Origin of the sequence: Pseudomonas hamedanensis, assembly GCF_014268595.2 — a bacterium.
Lineage (GTDB): Bacteria > Pseudomonadota > Gammaproteobacteria > Pseudomonadales > Pseudomonadaceae > Aquipseudomonas > Aquipseudomonas hamedanensis.
Window position 1 is genome coordinate 5,291,228 of the sequence record NZ_CP077091.1, and the last position, 17,004, is coordinate 5,308,231.

At 60.7% G+C, this 17,004-nt stretch carries 13 protein-coding genes; 8 read left to right on the forward strand and 5 right to left on the reverse strand.

What is annotated here, in order from left to right; translation table 11 throughout:
* Nucleotides 1-25: 25 nt before the first annotated feature.
* The 7 genes from HU739_RS23100 (at nucleotide 26) to HU739_RS23130 (ending at nucleotide 12,034) form a co-directional block, all read left to right on the forward strand.
* On the forward strand, nucleotides 26-2,077 hold the full coding sequence (locus tag HU739_RS23100; protein WP_186550090.1) for a putative bifunctional diguanylate cyclase/phosphodiesterase: 2,052 nt from the start codon (nucleotides 26-28) through the stop codon (nucleotides 2,075-2,077).
* Nucleotides 2,078-2,272: 195 nt separating this feature from the next.
* Nucleotides 2,273-3,625 (forward strand): imelysin family protein, encoded by a 1,353-nt coding sequence (locus tag HU739_RS23105; RefSeq protein WP_186550088.1) that lies wholly within the window; start codon nucleotides 2,273-2,275, stop codon nucleotides 3,623-3,625.
* 318 nt (nucleotides 3,626-3,943) lie between these two features.
* Nucleotides 3,944-5,371, forward strand: a complete 1,428-nt coding sequence (locus HU739_RS23110; RefSeq protein WP_186550086.1) for a di-heme oxidoreductase family protein — start codon at nucleotides 3,944-3,946, stop codon at nucleotides 5,369-5,371.
* Nucleotides 5,372-5,398: 27 nt separating this feature from the next.
* Nucleotides 5,399-6,463: an imelysin family protein gene (locus HU739_RS23115; RefSeq protein ID WP_186550084.1), complete on the forward strand. Its 1,065-nt coding sequence runs from the start codon at nucleotides 5,399-5,401 to the stop codon at nucleotides 6,461-6,463.
* 14 nt (nucleotides 6,464-6,477) lie between these two features.
* Complete coding sequence (locus tag HU739_RS23120; protein ID WP_186550082.1) at nucleotides 6,478-7,578, forward strand: DUF1513 domain-containing protein; 1,101 nt, start codon at nucleotides 6,478-6,480, stop codon at nucleotides 7,576-7,578.
* Between the two features lie 267 nt (nucleotides 7,579-7,845).
* Nucleotides 7,846-8,994: an efflux RND transporter periplasmic adaptor subunit gene (locus HU739_RS23125; protein WP_186550079.1), complete on the forward strand. Its 1,149-nt coding sequence runs from the start codon at nucleotides 7,846-7,848 to the stop codon at nucleotides 8,992-8,994.
* Nucleotides 8,995-9,007: 13 nt separating this feature from the next.
* The gene (locus HU739_RS23130) at nucleotides 9,008-12,034 is read left to right on the forward strand and encodes a multidrug efflux RND transporter permease subunit (protein WP_186550077.1); all 3,027 of its coding nucleotides are present in this window, start codon (nucleotides 9,008-9,010) and stop codon (nucleotides 12,032-12,034) included.
* 139 nt (nucleotides 12,035-12,173) lie between these two features.
* Here HU739_RS23130 and HU739_RS23135 read toward each other — a convergent pair whose 3' ends face one another.
* From HU739_RS23135 to colR, 5 genes are all read right to left on the reverse strand, one after another.
* Entirely contained in the window at nucleotides 12,174-12,401 is a 228-nt protein-coding gene (locus HU739_RS23135) for a hypothetical protein (RefSeq protein ID WP_186550075.1), read from the reverse strand.
* Between the two features lie 2 nt (nucleotides 12,402-12,403).
* Entirely contained in the window at nucleotides 12,404-13,120 is a 717-nt protein-coding gene (locus HU739_RS23140; RefSeq protein WP_186550073.1) for a lipopolysaccharide kinase InaA family protein, read from the reverse strand.
* Nucleotides 13,121-13,123: 3 nt separating this feature from the next.
* The gene (locus HU739_RS23145) at nucleotides 13,124-13,792 is read right to left on the reverse strand and encodes a class I SAM-dependent methyltransferase (RefSeq protein WP_186550071.1); all 669 of its coding nucleotides are present in this window, start codon (nucleotides 13,790-13,792) and stop codon (nucleotides 13,124-13,126) included.
* A 152-nt stretch (nucleotides 13,793-13,944) separates the two neighbouring features.
* Nucleotides 13,945-15,228: a sensor histidine kinase gene (locus HU739_RS23150; protein ID WP_186550069.1), complete on the reverse strand. Its 1,284-nt coding sequence runs from the start codon at nucleotides 15,226-15,228 to the stop codon at nucleotides 13,945-13,947.
* Entirely contained in the window at nucleotides 15,228-15,899 is a 672-nt protein-coding gene (gene colR, locus HU739_RS23155; protein ID WP_186550067.1) for a two-component system response regulator ColR, read from the reverse strand. Before colR ends, HU739_RS23150 begins: the two co-directional genes overlap by 1 nt.
* Before the next feature lie 221 nt (nucleotides 15,900-16,120).
* On the opposite strand from colR, the gene HU739_RS23160 reads away from it, so the two are divergent.
* Complete coding sequence (locus HU739_RS23160) at nucleotides 16,121-16,864, forward strand: phosphatase PAP2 family protein (protein WP_186550065.1); 744 nt, start codon at nucleotides 16,121-16,123, stop codon at nucleotides 16,862-16,864.
* The last annotated feature ends 140 nt before the right edge of the window (nucleotides 16,865-17,004 follow it).

Here is a 17,004-nt window from a genome sequence, read left to right on the forward strand (position 1 = left end):
CCCGCACGGAACAAGGAATACCCCTTTGAAGCTGGAACTCAAGAACAGCTTGTCGGTGAAGTTGCTCCGGGTCGTGCTCCTGTCGGCATTGATCGTCGGCGTAGTCTTGAGCTGCGCGCAGATTGTGTTCGATGCCTATAAAACCCGCCAGGCGGTGGCCGGCGACGCCGAACGCATCCTCGACATGTTCCGCGATCCCTCGACCCAAGCCGTTTACAGCCTGGACCGGGAAATGGGCATGCAAGTGATCGAAGGCCTGTTTCAGGATGATGCAGTGCGTCAGGCGTCCATCGGCCATCCCAACGAAGCCATGCTCGCGCAGAAATCCCGCGACCTGCAGCATTCCAACAGCCGCTGGCTGACCGACCTTATTCTTGGCCAGGAACGCACCTTCACCACCCAATTGGTGGGGCGCGGGCCGTACAGCGAGTATTACGGCGACCTGAGCATCACCCTCGACACCGCCACCTATGGCGAAGGATTCATCGTCAGCTCGGTGATCATTTTCATTTCCGGGGTACTGCGCGCGCTGGCCTTGGGGCTGGTGTTGTATCTGGTCTATCACTGGCTGCTGACCAAACCGCTGTCGCGCATCATCGAGCACCTCACCGAGATCAATCCGGATCGTCCCAGCGAACACAAGATTCCACAGATCAAGGGCCACGAAAAAAACGAGTTGGGACTGTGGATCAACACCGCCAACCAGTTGCTCGAGTCCATAGAACGCAACACCCATTTGCGCCACGAGGCGGAAAACAGCCTGCTGCGCATGGCCCAGTACGACTTCCTCACCGGCCTGCCGAACCGCCAGCAGCTGCAGCAACAACTGGACAAGATTCTGGTCGACGCCGGCAAGCTGCAACGACGCGTCGCCGTGCTGTGCGTAGGGCTGGATGATTTCAAAGGCATCAACGAGCAGTTCAGCTACCAGACCGGCGACCAATTGCTGCTGGCCCTGGCCGATCGCCTGCGCGCCCACAGCGGACGCCTGGGCGCCCTCGCCCGCCTCGGTGGCGACCAGTTCGCGCTGGTGCAGGCCGACATTGAGCAGCCGTACGAAGCCGCCGAACTGGCACAAAGTATTCTCGATGACCTTGAGGCACCGTTTGCCCTCGATCATCAGGAGATCCGCCTGCGCGCGACCATTGGCATCACCCTGTTTCCGGAGGACGGCGACAGTACCGAGAAGCTGTTGCAAAAAGCCGAGCAGACCATGACGCTGGCCAAGACCCGGTCGCGCAATCGCTATCAGTTTTACATCGCCAGCGTCGACAGCGAGATGCGTCGCCGCCGTGAACTGGAAAAAGACCTGCGCGATGCGTTGATCCGCGACCAGTTCTATCTCGTCTATCAGCCTCAGATCAGCTACCGCGATCACCGCGTGGTCGGCGTCGAGGCGCTGATCCGCTGGCAGCACCCGGAACATGGCCTGGTACCGCCGGACCTGTTCATTCCGTTGGCCGAACAGAACGGCACCATCATTGCCATCGGCGAATGGGTGCTCGACCAGGCTTGCAAGCAATTGCGCGACTGGCACGACCAGGGCTTTGTCGACCTGCGCATGGCGGTCAACCTGTCGACCGTGCAACTGCATCACGCCGAGTTGCCACGAGTGGTCAACAACCTGTTGCAGATGTACCGCCTGCCGCCGCGCAGCCTCGAACTGGAAGTCACCGAAACCGGCCTGATGGAAGACATCACCACCGCCGCCCAGCACCTGCTGAGCCTGCGCCGCTCCGGTGCGTTGATCGCCATCGATGACTTCGGCACTGGCTATTCATCGTTGAGCTATCTGAAAAGCCTGCCGCTGGACAAGATCAAGATCGACAAGAGCTTTGTCCAGGATCTGCTCGATGACGACGATGACGCGACCATCGTTCGCGCGATCATTCAACTGGGCAAGAGTCTGGGCATGCAGGTGATTGCCGAAGGCGTGGAAACCGCGGAGCAGGAGTCTTACATCATTTCCGAAGGTTGCCATGAAGGTCAGGGTTATCACTACAGCAAACCGTTGCCGGCGCGGGAGCTGACGGCTTATCTCAAGCAGGCCCAACGCAGCAATGCGGCTATTTTATAAAAGCAGAAGATCGCAGCCTCGTTTCACTCGACAGCTCCTACAGGGCAACGAGGCTGCGATCTTTTGATCTTTAAGCGCAAATAAGAAATATTTCCAGACACTCCCTTTACACATAATGCGAAAGATTTGCATTATGTCGCAGTTTTGCGCGCCCCCGGCGCCAGTCCACTCAACTACCGAAGCAGGATGTTCGCCATGATTCGTATGCCTCTGGCTACCGCCAGTCTGCTGGCCATCGCTATTTCCCTCGCCGGTTGCGGCGAAGGCAAGGACAAAGAAAAAGCCTCAGAGATGACGCCGGCTTCCAGCAGCGCTGCTCCAGCCCCTGCCGCTACGCCTGCTCCTGCTGCCGGTAAAGTCGACGACGCCGCGGCCAAGGCTGTGGTCGCGCACTACGCCGACATGGTCTTCGCCGTCTACAGCGATGCCGAATCCACCGCGAAAACCCTGCAGAGCGCCATCGACGCGTTCCTCGCCAAACCGAACGCCGACACCCTGAAAGCCGCCAAGGCTGCCTGGGTCGCCGCACGCGTACCGTATCTGCAAAGCGAAGTGTTCCGTTTCGGCAACACCATCATTGACGATTGGGAAGGTCAGGTTAACGCCTGGCCGCTGGACGAAGGCCTGATCGACTACGTCGACAAATCCTACGAGCACGCACTGGGTAACCCGGGTGCCACCGCCAACATCATCGCCAACACCGAAGTCCAGGTCGGCGAAGACAAGGTCGACGTCAAAGACATCACCGCGGAGAAACTCGCCAGCCTCAACGAGCTGGGCGGCTCCGAAGCCAACGTCGCCACCGGCTACCACGCCATCGAATTCCTGCTCTGGGGCCAGGACCTCAACGGCACCGGCCCTGGCGCTGGCAACCGTCCGGCCTCGGACTACCTGGAAGGCGCCGGCGCCACTGGCGGTCACAACGAGCGTCGTCGTGCCTATCTCAAAGCCGTGACCCAACTGCTGGTCAGCGATCTGGAAGAAATGGTCGGCAACTGGAAACCGAACGTGGCCGACAACTATCGCGCCACCCTGGAAGCCGAGCCTGGCGAAAGCGGCCTGCGCAAAATGCTTTTCGGCATGGGCAGCCTGTCGCTGGGTGAACTGGCCGGCGAGCGCATGAAGGTTTCCCTGGAAGCCAACTCGCCTGAAGACGAACAGGATTGCTTCAGCGACAACACCCACTACTCGCACTTCTACGACGCCAAGGGTATCCGTAACGTTTATCTGGGCGAGTACACCCGTGTGGACGGCACCAAGCTGACCGGCGCCAGCCTGTCGTCGCTGGTGGCCAAGGCCGACCCGGCCGCCGACAGCGCACTGAAAGCCGATCTGGCCGCGACCGAAGCGAAAATCCAGGTCATGGTCGATCACGCCAACAAGGGTGAGCACTACGACCAGTTGATCGCTGCCGGCAACACCGCTGGCAACCAGATCGTTCGCGACGCCATCGCCGCACTGGTCAAGCAGACCGGCTCGATCGAAGCCGCGGCTGGCAAACTGGGCATCAGCGACCTGAACCCGGACAATGCCGATCACGAGTTCTGATCGAAGCGTGCGCGTCAAAAAGAGGCGACCTTCGGGTCGCCTTTTTCATACCTGCCGCACCACTGATCCTTGTGGGATCACCACTAAATGTCTGATGTTCATCGCCCCCTGTAGGAGTGAGCCTGCTCGCGATAGGAGACTGTCAGTTGATGAATTCGTAACTGAGACACCGCTATCGCGAGCAGGCTCACTCCTACAGGGGTTTTACATCGGTCTGCAGATTTGCGTTGTATCAAGCAAACGATAATTCCTCTTATTCAATCCCCCTCGCCCTGTTAGACTTTGCGCCTTTGTTTTCGCCCGTTTGCAGGATGTCTGATGCCGTCGTTGCCGCTTCGCTTGTCCGCACTGTTGCTGGCCCTGGGCCTGAGTGCCTGCGATGACGCCCCGCGTTTTACCGAGGCCGAGCCCGGTGAAGCGCGTTCGGGCGGTGCAGCGACCGTGCGCAAGAGCGATCAGAACGCCTTCTCCCTGCCCTCGGCCAACCTGCCGCCGTCACGGCGGGTGGATTTCAGTGTCGGCAACAGCTTCTTTCGCAGCCCTTGGGTGATCGCGCCATCGACCACCACTGCGCGCGACGGTCTCGGCCCACTCTTCAACACCAACGCCTGCCAGAACTGCCACATCAAGGACGGTCGCGGTCATCCGCCCGCACCTGATGCAACCAATGCGGTGTCGATGCTGGTGCGCCTGTCGATTCCCGACGCGCCGCCCTATGCCAAGGTCATCGAGCAGCTCGGCGTGGTGCCGGAGCCGGTCTATGGCGGACAGTTCCAGGACATGGCCGTGCCCGGTGTCGCCCCGGAAGGCAAAGTGCGGGTCGACTACACGCCGGTGCCGGTGCGCTTCAAGGATGGCACCGAGATCGAGCTGCGCAAGCCGACGCTGCAGATCACTCAGCTCGGTTACGGTCCGATGCACCCGGACACACGTTTCTCCGCGCGGGTCGCGCCGCCGATGATCGGCCTGGGCCTGCTCGAAGCCATCCCGGAAGAAGCGATCCTTGCCAACGCCGCTGCCCAGGCCAAGGCGAAAAACGGCATCAACGGTCGGCCCAACCGGGTCTGGGATGATCAGTTACAGAAAACCGTCATCGGTCGATTCGGCTGGAAGGCCGGACAACCGAACCTCAATCAACAGAACGTTCACGCGTTCTCTGGTGACATGGGCCTGACCACCAGCCTGCGGCCGTTCGACGACTGCACCGACGCGCAAACCGCCTGCAAACAGGCGCCGAACGGCAACGGTCCGGACGGCGAACCGGAAGTCAGCGATAACATCCTGCGGCTGGTGCTGTTCTACAGCCGCAACCTGGCGGTCCCGGCGCGCCGTGGCGTCGGCGATCCGCAGGTGCTGGCCGGCAAGAATCTGTTCTTCCAGGCGGGTTGCCAGTCGTGCCATACGCCGAAATACACCACCGCCGCCAATGCCGCCGAACCCGAACTGGCCAACCAGGTGATTCGTCCGTACAGCGATTTGCTGCTGCATGACATGGGCGAAGGTCTGGCCGACCACCGCAGTGAGTTCCAGGCTTCCGGCCGCGACTGGCGCACGCCGCCGTTGTGGGGGATCGGCCTGACGCAAGCGGTCAGTGGCCACACGCAATTCTTGCATGACGGTCGCGCCCGCAATCTGCTCGAAGCCGTGCTGTGGCATGGCGGCGAAGCGACGGCGGCGCAGCAACAGGTTTTGTCTTTCAATGCCGAGCAACGCGCTGCGCTGCTGGCGTTTCTGAACTCACTTTAAATTCTGAAAAAGCATCGGGAGCCCGACATGTTCCGTCCCAAGTTACTGTTCACCAGCCTTGCCGCGCTCGCCCTCGGCGCCTGCTCGCCGCAGGATCCGCAAGCGGTCACCTCGGCGGCCATCGCCAAATCGGTGATCCTGCCGACCTACACCCGCTGGGTCGAAGCCGACAAGCAACTGGCGGTCAGCGCCCTCGCCTACTGCCAGGGCAAGGAAACCCTGGAAACCGCCCGCGCCGATTTCCTGCATGCGCAGAAAGCCTGGGCCGAGCTGCAACCGCTGCTGATCGGCCCGCTGGCCGAAGGCAACCGTTCGTGGCAGGTGCAGTTCTGGCCGGACAAGAAAAACCTCGTCGGCCGTCAGGTCGAGCAATTGGTCAGCGCCCAGCCGCAGATCGATGCCGCCGCCCTGGCCAAATCCAGCGTCGTGGTGCAAGGCCTGTCGGCCTACGAATACATCCTGTTCGACGCCAAGCCTGACGTCGCCAACGAGGCGCAGAAAGCCAAGTACTGCCCGCTGCTGATCGCCATCGGCGAACGTCAGAAGCAACTGGCCGAAGAGATCCTGCAAGGCTGGAACAACACCGACGGCATGCTCGCGCAGATGAGCAAATTCCCTAACCAGCGCTATGCCGACTCCCACGAAGCGATCGCCGATCTGCTGCGCGTACAAGTGACAGCGCTGGACACCTTGAAGAAAAAACTCGGCACGCCGATGGGCCGTCAGAGCAAAGGCGTGCCGCAACCGTTCCAGGCCGATGCGTGGCGCAGCCAGTCGTCGCTGACGGCGCTGGAAGCCAGCCTTGCCGCCGCCAAAACCGTCTGGGAAGGCGTCGACAACAAAGGTCTGCGCGGTCTGTTGCCCGCCGAGCAGAAGCCGCTGGCGGACAAGATCGACGCCGCTTATGCCGCGTCGCTGAAGCTGTTTGACAGCACCCAGCGTTCGCTGACTGAAATGCTTCAGGACGACGCCGGTCGCCAGCAGCTCAACGACATCTACGACAGCCTCAACGTCGTCCATCGCCTGCATGAAGGCGAGCTGGCCAAGGCGCTGGGCATCCAACTGGGCTTCAACGCCAACGACGGTGACTGATGAGGGCAAGTGCCATGCTGCGACGTCAGGTGCTGACTTTAGGAAGTGCACTGCTGGGAGCAGTGACGCTGGGCGGCTGGACGCTGTTCAAACGCAAGGATCAGAGCCCGCTGTTGCTGTCGGCGCGCGACGACACCGATGGCAAGCATTACGCGGTCGGTTATCGCCTCGACGGCACGCGGGTGTTCGCCACCCACGTCGGTCAGCGTTGCCATGACATCATCAATCACCCGACGCAGCCGCTGGCGCTGTTCGTCGCACGGCGTCCGGGCACCGAGAGTTACCTGATCGACCTGCGCGACGGCAAGCTGCTGCAAACCGTGACCTCGCAGCCGAACCGGCACTTTTACGGCCACGCCGTGGTGCACAAGGACGGCGAATACCTGTATGCCACTGAAAACGACACGACCGATCCTGGTCGTGGTTTGCTCGGGGTGTACAAGTTCGACGGCGAACGGCTGCTGCACACAGGCGAGATCTCCACCCACGGCCTCGGCCCGCATCAGGTGTCATGGATGCCTGACGGCGAGACGCTGGTGGTGGCCAACGGCGGGATTCGCACCGAGGCGGAAAGCCGCGTCGACATGAACCTCGACGCCATGGAGCCAAGCCTGGTCCTGATGCAACGCGACGGTACGCTGCTGAGCAAGGAAACCCTTGCCCAGCAGATGAACAGCGTGCGCCATCTGGGCATCGCCAGCGACGGCACCATCGTCGCCGGCCAGCAATTCATGGGCCCGTCCCACGAGCGCTCGGAGCTGTTGGCGATCAAGCGGCCAGGGCAACCGTTCGTGGCGTTCCCGGTAGCCGAACATCAGTTGCAGGCGATGGGGCATTACACCGCCAGCGTCGCCGTGCACAGCGAGCTGCGTCTGGTCGCCCTGACCGCTCCGCGCGGCAACCGCTTCTTTATCTGGGATCTGGACAGCGCAGAGGTTCGCCTTGATGCGCCGTTGCCGGATTGCGCCGGGGTTGGTGCGGTGAAGGACGGTTTCGTGGTGACCTCGGGACAGGGCCGTTGCCGTTACTACGATTGCCGCCAGGAACAACTGCTGGCCAAACCGCTGGAACTGCCGGCGGGGCTCTGGGATAACCATCTTCACTTGATGGCCTGATAACGCCCCACCTCTGGATGGCCCCCACCCTGTGGCGAGGGGATTTATCCCCGTTGGGTGGCGAAGCCGCCCCAAAACCATCCGACAAGGTTTGACAGACAGACCGTGATCTCAGGTCTTGGGGCGGCTTCGCCACCTAGCGGGGATAAATCCCCTCGCCACAATGTTTCTATTCGCACCCACCTGTAACAACTGCCAGTTGGAATCCCCCCTGCACTCGGAGTAATGTGCCCGCCTGTCTCATGATTTATCCAAGGAACTGGACATATGCTGCGTCGCCGCATGCTGATCATGTTGGGTGTTGTTTTGCTGATCGTCCTGGTACTGGGCGGTTACAAGGCCTTTTCGATCTACACGATGATCCAGGGCTTCTCCAAGCCCAAGCCACCGATCAGTGTCGCCGTCGCCAATGCCAGCGAACAGCCGTGGCAGATGCGCTTGCCCACCGTCGGCACGCTCAAGGCGTTGCAAGGCGTGGAGCTGAGTCTGGAAGTCGCCGGCACCGTCACTGAACTGAAGTTCGAATCCGGACAGAAGGTCAAGGCCGGGCAACCGCTGCTGCAACTCGACAGCGCCGTCGAAACCGCTCTGCTGGAAACCGCCCGGGCTGACCTCGGGCTGGCGCAACTGGATTTCGCGCGGGGCAGCCAACTGGTCGACAGCCGCGCCATCTCCAAGGGCGAATACGACCGCCTCTCCGCCGTGCTGCAAAAGAACAAGGCCACGGTCAATCAGCTCAACGCCTCCCTGGCGAAAAAACGCATCCTCGCGCCTTTCAGCGGCACCATCGGCATCCGTCAGGTCGACGTCGGCGACTACCTCGCCAGCGGCACCCGAATTGCCACGTTGCAGGATTTGAGCAGCCTCTACGCCGACTTTTACGTGCCCGAACAATCGGTGCCGAAACTCGCCGTCGGCCAGCCCGTACAGATCAGCGTCGCCGCGTACCCCGGGCAGAACTTCGCCGGCAAGATCAGCGCGATCAACCCGATCGTCGAAAGCACCACGCGCAACATTCTGGTCCGCGCCACCCTGGCCAACCCCGACGGCAAACTGCTGCCGGGCATGTTCGCCAGCCTCCAGGTGCTGCTGCCGGATCAGCAGAAACACATCGTGGTGCCGGAAAGCGCAATCACTTACACGCTCTACGGCAACTCGGTCTACGTGGTCGCACAGAAGAAGGCCGAGGACGGCAGCGTCGAAAAAGACGACAAGGGCCAACCGGTGCTGATCGCCGAACGGCGCTTCATCGAGACTGGTGAACGCCGTGATGGCCTGGTGTTGATCAACAAGGGCGTGCAGAACGGCGAGCAGGTAGTGACGGCCGGCCAGATCAAACTGGACAACGGCGCGCGCATTGCCATCAGCGCCGACAAGACCCTCGGCGAGCAGAACAGTCCGCCCCGCGCCGACTGATCAAGGAATCCCCATGGCTTTTACCGATCCGTTCATCCGCCGCCCGGTGCTGGCCACCGTGGTCAGCCTGCTGATTGTGCTGCTGGGCTTCCAGGCCTGGAGCAAGCTGCCGCTGCGCCAATATCCACAAATGGAAAACGCCCTGATCACCGTGACCACGGCGTACCCCGGGGCCAACGCGGAAACCATTCAGGGCTATATCACCCAACCGATGCAGCAGAGCCTGGCGAGCGCCGAAGGCATCGACTACATGACCTCGGTCAGCCGGCAGAACTTCTCGACGATCTCGATCTACGCGCGCATCGGTGCCAACACTGACCGCTTGTTTACCGAGTTACTGGCCAAGGCCAACGAGGTCAAGAACAAGCTGCCCCAGGACGCCGAAGATCCGGTGCTGAGCAAAGAGTCCGCCGACGCCTCGGCGCTGATGTACATCAGCTTCTTCAGCAAGGATTTGAGCAACCCGCAGATCACCGACTACCTGTCCCGGGTGATCCAGCCGAAACTGGCAACCCTGCCGGGCATGGCCGAAGCGGAAATTCTCGGCAACCAGGTGTTTGCCATGCGCCTGTGGCTCGACCCGGTGAAACTCGCCGGCTTCGGCCTCAGCGCCGCCGACGTGACCGCTGCGGTGCGCCAGTACAACTTCCTCTCCGCTGCCGGCGAAGTGAAAGGTGAATACACCGTCACCAGCATCAACGCCAACACCGAACTGAAGTCCGCTGAGGCCTTTGCGGCGATTCCGCTCAAGGTCGATGGCGACAGCCGCGTGCTGCTCAGCGATGTGGCGCGGGTGGAAATGGGCGCGGAAAACTACGACACGATCAGTTCGTTCGGCGGCACGCCCTCGGTGTACATCGGCATCAAGGCCACGCCGGGGGCCAACCCGCTGGACGTGATCAAGGAAGTACGCAAGCTGATGCCCGAGCTGGAGGCACAGTTGCCACCGAACCTGAAAAGCGAAATCGCCTACGACGCCACGCTGTTTATTCAGGCGTCCATCGACGAGGTGGTGAAAACCCTGTTCGAAGCAGTGCTGATCGTTATCGTCGTGGTGTTCCTGTTCCTCGGGGCGTTGCGCTCGGTGGTGATCCCGGTGGTGACCATTCCATTGTCGATGATCGGCGTGATGTTCTTCATGCAGATGATGGGCTACTCGATGAACCTGCTGACGCTACTGGCGATGGTACTGGCCATCGGTCTGGTGGTGGATGATGCGATTGTCGTGGTGGAAAACATCCACCGGCACATAGAGGAAGGCAAGACGCCGTTCGATGCTGCGCTGGAAGGCGCCCGGGAAATCGCCATGCCCGTGGTATCGATGACCATCACCCTGGCGGCGGTGTACGCGCCGATCGGTTTCCTCACCGGACTGACCGGGGCGCTGTTCAAGGAGTTCGCGCTGACCCTGGCCGGTGCGGTGGTGATTTCCGGCATCGTCGCCCTGACGCTGTCGCCGATGATGTGCGCCTATTTGCTGCGCCACGAAGAAAACCCCAGCGGCCTGGCCCATCGCCTGGACCGCATCTTCGACAGCCTCAAGCGCCGCTATCAAAGCATGCTCCACGGCACGCTCAACACCCGCCCGGTGGTGCTGGTGTTCGCGCTGATCGTGTTGTGCCTGATCCCGGTGTTCCTCAAGTTCACCAAGTCGGAACTGGCGCCGGACGAAGACCAGGGCATCATTTTCATGATGGCCAGCGCGCCGCAGCCGACCAACCTTGAGTACCTGAGCGCCTACACCGACGAATTCATTACCATCTTCAAAGCGTTTCCCGAGTACTACTCCTCGTTCCAGATCAACGGCTACAACGGCGTGCAGGCCGGGATCGGCGGTTTCCTGCTCAAGCCATGGAACGAGCGCAGCCGCACCCAGATGGAAATCCTTCCCGAGGTGCAGAGCAAACTGGAAGGCATTTCCGGCTTGCAGATCTTCGGTTTCAACCTGCCCTCCCTGCCCGGCACCGGTGAAGGCTTACCGTTCGAGTTCGTCGTCAACACCGCCAACGACTATGAGCTGCTGCTGCAAGTCGCCGACCGGATCAAAAAACGCGCCATGGAATCGGGCAAATTCGCTTTCGTCGACCTCGACCTGGCTTTTGACAAACCGGAAGTAGTGGTCGATATCGACCGCGCCAAGGCCGCGCAGATGGGCGTGTCGATGCTTGACCTCGGCGGCACGCTGGCGACATTGCTCGGTGAGGCGGAAATCAACCGTTTCACCATCGACGGGCGCAGCTACAAGGTGATCGCGCAGGTCGAACGGGCCTACCGCGACAATCCGGAGTGGCTGAACAATTACTACGTGAAAAATACCCAGGGCGAGTTACTGCCACTGTCGACCCTGATCAAGGTCAGCGACCGTGCGCGGCCGCGCCAGCTCAATCAGTTCCAGCAGCTCAACGCGGCGAAGATTTCCGGCTTCCCGCTGGTGAGCATGGGCGAAGCCATCGACACTGTGCTGCAGATCGCCCGGGAAGAAGCGCCGGCCGGGTTTGCCTTCGACTACGGCGGTGCTTCGCGCCAATACGTGCAGGAAGGCAGCGCCTTGTGGGTGACTTTCACCCTGGCGCTGGCGATCATTTTTCTGGTGCTGGCGGCGCAGTTCGAAAGCTTCCGCGATCCTTTGGTGATATTGGTCACCGTGCCGCTGTCGATTTGCGGCGCGCTGATTCCGCTGTTCCTCGGCTGGTCGAGCATGAACATCTACACCCAGGTCGGGTTGGTGACGCTGATTGGCCTGATCAGCAAACACGGCATTCTGATCGTCGAGTTCGCCAACCAGTTGCGCAAGGACAAGGGCCTGACGGCGCGAGAGGCGGTGGAAGAAGCCGCAGCGATTCGCTTGCGCCCGGTGCTCATGACCACAGCGGCGATGGTGTTCGGCATGGTGCCGCTGATTCTGGCGACCGGGGCGGGTGCGGTCAGCCGCTTTGATATCGGCATGGTGATTGCCACGGGGATGTCGATCGGTACGCTGTTTACGTTGTTCGTGCTGCCGTGCGTCTACACATTTCTGGCGAAACCGGATCCCAAATAACACCTGTGTCCCCCCTGTGGGAGCGAGCTTGCTCGCGAATGCGGTTTGATCGTTCCCACAGGGGATATGTATTGGCTCGAATACCGACAATAAAAAAGGCCTCGCATTTGCGAGGCCTTTTATTTGGGCTTCAATCGTTTCAACTGGCTGGCCTCATCCCTTGCGACAGACCAAACATGAACAACAGCAGATCATGATCTGGCTGGGTTGCCACGGAGGCCTTCGCCACCCGTGGTGCCGCGCAGTGAGCGTCTGTTTCAGACGCGCCGATGACCTGCATGCGCGGCTGCTCCCAGGCCGCCACCGCCAGAGAAGCAACTGCCAAGGCCCCTACCAGGAACATACCTCGTGCAATTTCGAGTTTCATCGCTATAAACCTTTGATAGCGCTGCCAAACGCCGTCTCATAAAAATAGACGAGTTTTTTCCAGTCGGCTTCGCGGAACGACGAATGGCGCCGCAATTGCTTCATGTCATGCTGCGCTGCGCGATAGGCGGTCAGACGCTGACGGCATTTTTCCAGATCGATCAATGCCACTTCGACCTTGGCCGCTTCGCCTTCACCGGTCACCCGGACAAATACGTGCTTGATGTAAATGCAGCTGTGTTGCCAGCGGCCCTTGTGCATGCGTGCCAGGTTCTCGGCCAGATCCTTGAGCACCCGCTCAAAGACCCCGTCGCCACACTGATCGCGACCGCCAGCAGCGGCCAGCCAGTGTTCCAGTTCCTGGAATCCGTCGAGGGACCTGGTCACCAGCAGCGCGCGCCATTTGTGCTGCGGATCAGGCTGTGCACCACAAAACACGATCTCGGGGACGCGCACGCCCAGCTTGCTGACGCCGGTCAGCGCATCCAGTTCACGCAATACGGTCGGACGGCCGAACGGGTGCAGCCAACTGCGGTAGATGTGCCCCGTCTGGCGCTTGGCGTACAGCAGTTGGCCGTCACGCCCGACCACGCGTTGCACACCGCTTTCGCCACCACGACGCACGTTGGGTTCTTCAACCCATTCGCCACGCTGGTTCCAGTAGTAATCGAAACGATCCTGTGCTGCGACATCCGCTTCAACCGCTGCTTGCACTGCCATCCTCTACCTCTTGCGTAATACGTAAACCCGCCACATCGCATAGAGCGGAATAAAGTCCAGTTGTTCCTGAATGCGGAAACCGGCCTGTTCAAATTCTTTTTCGATCGTCGCCGCCGGAATCAGAAAACGATTCTGGTAGTCGCGATTCGGGCGATCCAGCTCGGCGCGCTTGCGCTTCCAGGCTTTGAAATTGCCGTCGACCCACAAGGAAACAATCACACTGTCGCGGGTTACCCGTTCGAACTCGCGCAGGATCACCTGACGGTGCTCGGACTCACCGATATGGTGCAGCAGACGCATGCAGAAAATGCTGTCGACCGCGTTATCCGGCAGGGCGATATCAAACGCCGAGGTGTGCAACGGCTGAACGCGCTTTACCACATCGGCCGGTTGCCCTTGCAACGCCGTTTTGATCATCGATTCGGAGTTGTCCGCGCCGATGATCACCCGGTTGGGTTTTTCTGCCAGCAGCGGCCAGAACCGCCCGGCACCGCAGGGCAGATCCAGCACCAGGCCAGGGTCACCCGCAAGCGCCAGGGCCTTGCGTGCCAATTGCTCATCGCGCCAGTGGGACAGACGACGGCCCAGACTTTCCTTGTGCTTGCGCAGGTATCGCTGTGCGTGCTGGTCGTCGTACTTTTCGGAAAAATCGAGCTTGATCGGGTCGGCCATCATCTGGACTCCTGAATGTCTGATGACGCCACCTTAATCAGTGGCGTGTCAGCGTCAGGTCATCCAATTGTGAAAAAAATGTAAGGTAAACCGACAAATTATTACAACGTTATACAGGATTTAGACAGGTGGGCGGGAGTAGCCTGAAGCGACTATTTGCGTCCATTCCCGCCAAGATCTACCTCGAATCGGCAGCCATTGGGCTCCATCGTGCTGAGACTCACGGTCCAGCCCTGGTTTTCGCAGATGCGCTGCACCAGCGACAGGCCAAGCCCCAGGCCTTCACCGCGTTTTTCGCTGCCGCGCACGAAAGGCTCAAACATCGCCTCGCGCTTTTCTTCAGGGATGCCAACGCCGGAATCCTCGACGATAAAGCCGTTGGCAGTGAGCGTCAGGCGAATGAAACCCTGTTCGGTGTAATGCAGCGCGTTGCGCAGCAGGTTGCCCATGACCGCGTTGAGCAACGTCGCGTTGTAACGGCTATCCGCTGGGTTGCCCGGCTCGAACATCAATGTCAGGCCCTTGCGTTCGATCGGCTCACGCCACAGGCAGAGCAAGCTTTGCGCCACCTGCGTGAGGTTTTGCTGCGGTGCCGCGCCAGGTTCTTCGTTCTGCGCGCGGGCCAGCATCAGAAAGGTTTGCACCAGCTCGCGCATCTCTTCACTGGCTCGAGCAATGCGCTCCACCTGAGCCCGACCGCGCTGGTCGATACCCGGATTTTCCAGCAGCAGTTCGCAGGAGCTGGCCAACACCATCAACGGCGTGCGTAACTCATGGCTGACGTCGCTGGTGAACAGGCGCTCACGCGTCAATGCCTGACGCAAGCGCCCCAACGTGGCATCGAACGCTACTGCCAACTCACCGACCTCGTCAGCCGCGTAATCCGGCGCCAACGGTGGCGCCAATCCGAGCAACTGGTCGCGATGGCGGACCTGGCGCGCCAGGCGCACCACCGGCGCCATCACCTTGCGCGCGAGTACCCAGCCGAGAAACACCGCCAGTGCCAGGCTGAGCACGAAACCCACCAGGACCACGGCGAACAGCACGCGCTCGCGCTCCTCGAAATCGCTTTGATCCTGCAGCAGCACGTAGCGACGGCCATCCACGATCTCGACCATCGCGTGGTAGGACAGTTGCTCGCGAAAGACTTCGTGGAAACCCGAATCCAGATGACGCAGATCCTTGGGCAGCTCGAAATCACCGGGGCCGCCACTGAAATAGAACAACTGATCCGGCTCGGGCCGATGGCTCCAGTCCGAGACGTTGTCCATCAACAGCAGGCGCTGCAGGTCACCGCCCAAGCCTGCCGAGATCAGTTTTTCTTCGACCAGGTGCACCGTCGCGACGATGCCCATGGCGAAGGCCCCCGCCACCAGCGCGCTCATCAGCGCAAAGGCAATGATGATCCGCTGGGAAAGACTTTGCCTGAACTCCATCAGGCATCGGCCAAGCGGTAACCGACTCCGTGCACGGTGTGCAGCAGCGGCTTGGCAAACGGTTTGTCGATCACTTGGCGCAACTGATGGACATGGCTGCGCAGGCTATCGCTGTCCGGGCAATCATCGCCCCACAAGGCCTCTTCGAGAATTTCCCGGCGCAAGACGTGCGGACTTTTCTGCATCAACACCGCCAGCAATTTGAGGCCAACCGGGTTGAGTTTCAGCAGCTTGCCTTCGCGGGTCACTTCCAGGGTATCGAGGTCGTAGCTCAGGTCACCGACCTGCAAGGCACGCCGTCCGCCGCCCTGGGCGCGGCGCATCACGGCTTCGACACGTGCGGCGAGCTCCGACAGGGCGAAGGGCTTGATCAGGTAATCGTCGGCTCCGGACTTGAAGCCCTGCAAACGGTCATCCAACTGATCGCGGGCGGTGAGCATGATCACCGGGGTGTCGCGCCGGGCGTCTTCACGCAGACGCTTGCACAGCGTGTAGCCATCGATACCGGGCAGCATGATGTCGAGCACGATCAGGTCGTAATGCTCAGTGGCCGCCAGATGCAGGCCCGACAGGCCGTCTTGTGCGCAATCGACGGTATAGCCTTTGAGGCCCAGATAATCGGCCAGATTGGCCAGGATGTCGCGGTTGTCTTCAACCAGCAGAATACGCATGGGTACCTCCTCCGAACGGGGTAGCGGCCGTCTTGGCCCGCGCAGCTTACGGCCAAGTGTGGTCCAGAGCTAGGCATGTGTCGGGTTGTTTCGCGAGAAAGATGCTGATTGCTGCACGCAACGCTTTTTTCACTTTCGGTTAACGATTCGCCGACGCCGAGGGCGGCAGACTCCGCGCGGTTGCGCACTTAGAACACACTGACCGACCCAGGAAAAAACCCATGGTAACGACCTCTGCCCGCCCCATTTCCAGGCCTTTGAATTTGTGGCTGTGCCTGGGCATTCCCATCGCCGCGGCGATCATGCTGGTGTTGCTGGAACTGACCGATCTGGATATGACCCTGGCGCGCCTGTTCTACGACCCGGTTGCCGGCGATTTTATCGGACGCCATAGCTACTTTCTCGAAGACATCCTGCATGACCGGGCCAAACAGGTGGTGATCGCGTTCTCGGTGTTTGCCATCCTTGGCTTCGTCGGCACTTTTTTCCTCGACCGGCTCAAGCCGTTCAAGCGCGAACTGGGTTGCCTGGTGCTGTCGCTCGGTTTGGCCACCTCGTTCGTGACGCCCGTCAAAGCGGTGACCGCGGTGCAATGCCCGTGGAGCCTGGAGCAATTCGGCGGCCATGAAACCTACAGCAAACTGATGGAACATCGCCCGGCCACCGACAAGCCGGGACGGTGCTGGCCCGGCGGTCATGCCGCAACGGGGTTCACCTTGTTTGCGCTGTTTTTCGTGCTGCGCGACCGTCGTCCAAGACTGGCGCGGCAGGCGTTCGTGTTTGCCTTTGCACTGGGTTCAGTGTTCTCGATCAGCCGCATGATGCAGGGCGCACACTTCTTTTCGCACAACGTGTGGACGGCAATTTTTTGCTGGCTGATTTGTCTGGGGGCGTATTACTGGGTGCTTTATCGTCCGGCGAGCAAGGCTGCGACGGTAATGAATCCACACCCGATCAACGCCTGAAACACGCATTCAATGTAGGAGTGAGCTTGCTCGCGATAGCGGTGTGTCAGTCACTGACCATTTGAATGACACACCGCTATCGCGAGCAAGCTCACTCCTACAGGGGATCGGTGTGAAGCTGAAATCCGGGCAATAAAAAA